Annotated in this window: 6 protein-coding genes; 3 read left to right on the forward strand and 3 right to left on the reverse strand. The window is 35.5% G+C overall.

The window, feature by feature from the left end; translation table 11 throughout:
• The coding region (locus tag QZN27_RS08770; protein WP_296786536.1) for an NAD(P)/FAD-dependent oxidoreductase at window positions 1–1,224 on the forward strand (1,224 nt) is incomplete at its 5' end.
• 94 nt (window positions 1,225–1,318) lie between these two features.
• Window positions 1,319–2,023 carry a DUF11 domain-containing protein gene (locus QZN27_RS08775; RefSeq protein ID WP_296786539.1) on the forward strand — a complete coding sequence of 235 codons (705 nt, stop codon included), beginning with the start codon at window positions 1,319–1,321 and terminating at the stop codon, window positions 2,021–2,023.
• Here QZN27_RS08775 and QZN27_RS08780 read toward each other — a convergent pair whose 3' ends face one another.
• The 3 genes from QZN27_RS08780 to QZN27_RS08790 form a co-directional block, all read right to left on the reverse strand.
• A complete protein-coding gene (locus QZN27_RS08780) occupies window positions 2,024–2,983 on the reverse strand; it encodes a PLP-dependent cysteine synthase family protein (protein WP_296786541.1) in 960 nt (319 codons plus the stop codon).
• An 83-nt stretch (window positions 2,984–3,066) separates the two neighbouring features.
• Complete coding sequence (locus QZN27_RS08785; RefSeq protein ID WP_296786544.1) at window positions 3,067–3,555, reverse strand: hypothetical protein; 489 nt, start codon at window positions 3,553–3,555, stop codon at window positions 3,067–3,069.
• Between the two features lie 96 nt (window positions 3,556–3,651).
• Window positions 3,652–4,080, reverse strand: a complete 429-nt coding sequence (locus QZN27_RS08790) for a hypothetical protein (RefSeq protein ID WP_296786548.1) — start codon at window positions 4,078–4,080, stop codon at window positions 3,652–3,654.
• Window positions 4,081–4,543: 463 nt separating this feature from the next.
• Here QZN27_RS08790 and QZN27_RS08795 point away from each other — a divergent pair.
• The coding region (locus QZN27_RS08795) for a hypothetical protein (RefSeq protein WP_296786550.1) at window positions 4,544–5,560 on the forward strand (1,017 nt) is incomplete at its 3' end.

Consider the following 5,560-nt stretch of genomic DNA (forward strand, 5'->3'; position numbering starts at 1 on the left):
TGGCCTGATTTGATGAAACTGAAAAGGAAACGCATTGCAAACATGGCCCCATTTTTGGACGGCAAATTCAAGGAATACGACCTTGATGTTGCTCATGGAAAAGGAATAATTTTGGATGAGCACACAGTTAAAGTCGGCGATGAGACATTTACAACAGATAAGATTGTAATCTGCACAGGCCTGAAACCAGTCATTCCGGATATTCCAGGAAAGGAATATCTGCACGACAGCACTGACTTTTTAGACATTGACGATTTGCCGAAACATGCAATCATAATAGGTGCAGGATTTGTCGGAATGGAATTTGCATCAATACTTGCAGAGGCCGGCCTCAGCGCAGATGTTATAATCAGAGGAAACATGGCCCTGAAATACTTCCACCAACCATATGTACAGAACGTGATTGAAATCCTGAAAGAAAAAAACATTAATTTCCATTTTAACCAGACAGTAACTGAAGTAATAAGCAATATCGATATAGACAATCCCGAAGATAAGGTCCTGAATGTTGAAAATGCCCTAAACTCAGATGATGATTTAAGAGATCCTGAAGCAAAAATTGACAATGTGGCCTATGAAGACGGCTTTACAGTCAAATGTGAAAGCGGACTTAGCCTTACTGGAGACTATGTTATAGCTGCAATGGGCAGAACAGCTAATGTTGAAGACATTGGCCTTGAAAACGTAGGTCTGACATACACAAACAAGGGAATCAAGGTAAACGGACACCTTCAGACTGAAGTTCCAAACATATATGCTTCAGGGGATGTGGCAGATACAGGAATTGCAAAGCTTGTAACCGTTGCAATACATCACTCAAAATACCTTGCAAAGGAATTGCTGGGCAAGGCTGATGAGATAACATATCCTGTCGTTCCTGCAGTTGCATATACAATTCCAAGAATTGCCACCGCGGGTATTCCGGCATATGTGGCTGAAGAAAGTGATGAATACACTGTGCATACAATTAGATACGGCAACTCATATTCCCTTGAGCTTAAAAATGACAGGACAGCCGAAGCAAAGGTCATTGTGGATAAGGACCTCAACATTGTAGGTGCTGAAATTTATGCGGCGGATGCCGAAAACGTGGCAAACATGTTCGCATTCATCATAAATAAGAAAATAACTCTTGAAGAGCTGGACTATATGATTTATGCCTTCCCTTCAAGCAGTTCAGTATGTTTATATAAATTGCACAATATACATTATGATTTCAGTTAGGAGTTTTTCCTAACTTTCTTAAATTTTTAATCCTTATCGTTTATATGTCTTAAAATACATAGTTTTAACTGTAAACATAAAAACGGGTATCCTGATGAATATCAAGATTATAATATTATTCATGCTAATTGCTCTTTCAAGTTTGGCCTGCACCAATGCATTGGATTTGGACAGTGCCACAGATAACCTGACGGATCATGACGCACATAATATAGAAGCTGCAGTTGAACCTGGTAATGGTGAAGTGCTTGGCAAAGAAAACGACACTGTTGTTATGGCCAGTGAATCACAGGCCAGCAATTTATCCTCCAAGGATAGTGCTTCGTCAGCATATTTGGTCATAGATAATGATGCAGATAAGGAAAACATTGTCATTGGGGATTATGTAACATGGACTGTCAGCGTGTTGAACAAGGGTCCTGGAAATGCAAAAAACGTAAAGGTATTTGATAAGCTTCCTGAGGGTCTGAAATACATAACACATAAAACCACACAGGGGACATTCAATCCGAAAACAGGAATATGGGACATTGGCGACATTTTAAACGGCAAGGAAGTATTTCTTTATATAACCACACTTGCTGTTTCAGCTGGTGAAAAAATAAACAAGGCCAATTTGACCAGTGCATCCGTTAACTTAAACAATGAAACATATGAAGCCGAAGAGATTGATGTTTTCGACAATCCTAAAGAGAATCATGTGAAACATCATGCAGATTCCATAATGCCTGCCGGAAATCCGATAGGGCTGATTTTACTATCACTTTTAGCATGTTTCATTACTTTTCTTAAAAAATAGTTATATTACTTCAAAATTGATGAGCTTTACCTTATTTGAATGAAGCCTAGGATTTTCATCGATTTTTTCAGATAGCTTTGTAGTTATGTATTTTTTGTTGTCATCCGGAAAAACAGTGGCAATCTTCAGCTCATCGCTGTCCATAAGGACACTTGCAAGGAAGTTTGCTCCGCTTGAAATTCCTATTCCCAAACCGAACTCCTTGGCAATTCTTTTGGACATGTTGATTGCATCACAGTCATCAATCAATACGATATCATCAATTAAATCTTCATCTACAATTCCAGGAATGAAGTCATCGCCGATTCCTTCAATCATATGGCTGCCCTCTTCCATTCCCATTTTAAGTATTGACAATGTGGACGGTTCGAGTGCAAATACTTTTGAATTTGGATTATTGTCTTTTATTCTCTTACCGATTCCCATAAGTGTTCCGCCTGTTCCAATTCCTGAAACGAAAGCGTTTACATCTGGAAGCTCGTCGATTATTTCCTGGCCGGTAGTGTAATATTGGGCCTGAGTATTTAATTCATTATCAAATTGGAGTGGTTTATAAGCGCCGATTTCTTCTGCAAAGTCATCCACCATCTCTAAAGCCCTTTTAAATCCGCCTTCCTCTTTTGATACGAGGTGAACGTGAGCTCCATACATCTCAATGAGTTTTCTTCTCTCAAGGGAAACCCAGTCAGGCATGAATATGTGGACCTCATGGCCGAAAAGAGCGCCTATTGCACTAAATGCAATTCCTGTGTTTCCGCTTGTAACTTCAATGATAGGCTGGCCATCCGCCAATTTGCCGTTTTCCCTTTCCTTTTGGATAATGTATAATGCAATTCTGTCCTTTATGCTTCCGGTATAATTGTAGTATTCGAGCTTGGTGTATATGCTGCCCTTTTTTCCTTCATATTCATAATCAATCTTAATCATTGGTGTATTTCCAACTAGCTTTTCAACATTCATAATTATCCAATCCAATTCAATATTAAACTATTATATATCTGTATTTTGATTGTAATATATTTTTTTGAAAAATTTTTGAAATTCTATACCCCTGTCCAATGATATGCCATTCGAGGCGATCCATCCGCCACATATATCGTGCCGCATCTCTCAAAGCCGTTCCTTTCAATTTGCTTTTGCATCACGATATTGCTTGCATGGGTGTCTATTCTGATGTTTGTGTAGTTTCTTTTGCAATATGTAACAGCGCACCGGAATATGCCGTGAACATTTCCGTCGCTTGCTATTCTATGGATGGTTACATATTCATCGTCATTGAGCCATTCGCCATTTTCGATATGTTCATATGTTGGTTCTGAACCTTCAAAAAGTGCAAATACCCCATGAGGATTTTCACCCTCACATATCAGATGGCAAAAGCCATTTTCAATATCGCTTTCAATAAGGTTCACTGTGGGATACCTGTGTCCCCACTGGTCTGGATTTCCTGATTCAATCATGAAATCCTGAGCTGTCTTGTATATATCCATTATTGTCTTCAAATCTTCAAGTGCAGCTTTTCTTATATGCATCAGATAACTTCCTATTAATTTAAATAATTGTTTAAAAACAGGAATATTTAAAATTTTAGAAATTTGTTTAAAAAAAAGAAAAAAAGAGAATTGTATCTATTTTGTAAATACAATTGATTTTGCCATGTCTATTGCATCATCCCTGTCGTCGTATCCGACAACAACTATGATTCCCTCATCAACAGCCATAGCTCCATAGAGATCACCCTTTTTATAGACACGGATATCTCCATCTTTTCCATCAGCCTTAAAACCTGAAGCGGTTTGGAATGCATCATATTCCTTTTCATCCATATTTTTGTTGATAGATGGATCCTTGGAATATAGTACAAATATGCCCTTGCCCACATCCATAAATGTTACGACACCTTCTGCTTCGCTTCTTTCAAAATCAGCTCCCTTAACAACATCCATCTTGAATTTGCCATCAAAATCCTGTTTTTCGAAACTGGTGGCAGCTACTGCAGATAGGGAAAATGCACATGCGACCGCCAGTATAAATAGTACAACCATATACTTTTTCATTTGTCAACCTCCAAATATTAGTTATATAATTCTTTAATTTATTAAGTATTTATTATTTACTTTTTAATATTTTGAAAATATATTATCATATGTTCACTAAAAAAACTAAAATTGCTTATTTTCAATAATATTAACATGTGAGAAATATATTATTATAGCATTTTGTTTATTATTAATTAAATTTTGCTGGGTGTCATATAGGTAAATGGGAAATTAATTAATTTTACATTAGATATTTTTTGATATCTGTTTTAATTTAAAAATTTAATATTTAAAATTTATTTTATTAATGAACAAATTTACTTAATTAATTTATTTTAAATTTAGAATATTCAGATAATTTTGAAATGATAAAAAAATATGTCCTCATTTTGAGATTTATATATTAATTTATATACTTTAAAAAAATAGAAATTGAAGTATAAGGAATATTCTTATGCATAAATTGATTTAAAGGGATAACATGTTAAACAAAAAATATATTTTTTTACTGCTATTATCAATAGTATGTATTTGCACGTTATCTGCAGTTAGTGCAACGGATGATGTTGCAGATGTTTTAGCAACTAATGAATATGATGATGCATTAACAGTTGATGAAACTAACGCAGATGAGTTAGCAACTAATTTTGAAGAAGATTTGGAAAAATCTATAGATGAAACTAACGAAGAGAATATTGTAGATGAAGAAAAATTATCTGTTGTTGAAGATGATTCCAAATTGACAGTCGACCAGTCAAATAATGAATTATCAATGATTTGGGGTAATTACTATTCAGTTGACTTATCAGATACCACAATTGCTTCAAATAAACAACAGACTATTAAGGCTTATGTAACACCTAGTATAGTAAGTGGCTCTTATGGATATGATTTTGATTTCATAGTTATTGATAATAACGCTAAAGCTGTTTTTTCTAAACATTTTTCAGACACATCAACAGCTACCAAAACAATTCCAGTAACTATTCCAAAAAATACTTTGGCGCCAGGGACATATTTTATAGCTGCATTTAATACTTTTGATGAGGTTCTTATGGATAGCGCATATCTATATGTCTCAGGAAATGCGGTTATCGAAGCCAATAACTATTATTCCAGTTATATGTCTGGTGTGGCAATGTCCGGTAGAATAACAGATCAAGTGACTGGAAAACCAATTAGCACTATGAGTGTAAAGGTTGTTTTTACAAAAGGTTCAACCACTATAACAAAATATTACAATCCTGATAGTAATGGTTACTTTTCATTCGTTCCTCCTGTAGGTGTTGGAACTTGGATTGTAAGCATTACTCCATCTGCAGCTCATGTTGGCGGATCAGCTTCTAAAACAGCTACAATTACAAAATCTAAAGTAGTTGTAAAAGCTAAAAAAGTCGTTGAATACAAAGGATTCAAGGCTAAACTTAAGGCCACTGTAAAAAGCAACGGCAAGAATGTCAATGAGGGTAAAGTTCAATTTAAAATCAACGGCAAAAAA

The sequence above is a fragment of the uncultured Methanobrevibacter sp. genome, assembly GCF_900316895.1.
In the GTDB taxonomy this organism is placed as follows: Archaea; Methanobacteriota; Methanobacteria; order Methanobacteriales; family Methanobacteriaceae; genus Methanocatella.